The 848-nt window shown below is 56.4% G+C and carries 1 pseudogene; it reads right to left on the reverse strand.

Annotated elements, in window-relative coordinates:
- Positions 1–567, reverse strand: a pseudogene (locus tag H3V53_RS43175) (hypothetical protein); the annotation flags it as partial.
- Positions 568–848: the final 281 nt, after the last annotated feature.

Raw genomic sequence — 848 nt, forward strand, 5'->3', positions numbered from 1 at the left:
TCTGACCTCGTGATCCGTAGGTGTGCGTAATTCGGATGTAGCAACCCGCGACCCTTTTGCCATCTCGATAGATAGTTCCTGTAAATCCGGTTTCCGACGTGCGGCGGAACCTGCCTTCATACCCGGGTTGCGCGGCGCTAACTCTTCCAGCGAATTCTCAAAATAGACGGCAATATAGCCGAAGGCCTCCGTGAGAAAGTTGTCGCGGTCAATATCGCGGAACTCCTTTGGCAAGGACAGCGCGCCGGAGCGGGGGCGCGGCGGAGCGACAGTAGCTGCCGGATCAGATGACTGCCGTACAGGAGAGCTGGAAGCAGGTCGCGTCGTGCCCCCGGTCTGCCCAGCGAGCAGCTTGCGAAGCGACTGGACAACATCGACGAACGCATCGTCAAGGGTTGGCCATTTGATTACCGGCTTGCCATCTTTTGGGAGCGCCTTGAGGCCACCGAGCAACGATGATGTCCAGTCGCAGAGGCGTACGATTATCGGAACAACGATCGCTGATCCCGCTTGATGACGCTCCATTGCACGCTGCATCTCGACGCTATAGCAGTATTCCGAGTTCATGAAGTCTGAGCTGACCAGGAGGATGATCAGATCGGCCGCGTCAAGTTCAGCGCTGATGTGCGCCTCGATCTCGCCCCTGGGGGATCCGATGATCGCTCCCGATGTCGATCAGCCCCTGTCGCCGTAGCAACGAAAGGTGTTTTTCGAGTTCTGCGCGATACTGCTCGTCTGCGTGACAGTACGAGACGAAGGCTCGAGTCATCATCTAATCCTGGCGAGTGAGAAGATGTAACTCTAGTGGAAGTCATGTTCGATGTTTGAACGACATTTCGCTCACGATT

It is taken from the genome of Paraburkholderia bengalensis (assembly GCF_037126505.1).
In the GTDB taxonomy this organism is placed as follows: Bacteria; Pseudomonadota; Gammaproteobacteria; order Burkholderiales; family Burkholderiaceae; genus Paraburkholderia; species Paraburkholderia bengalensis.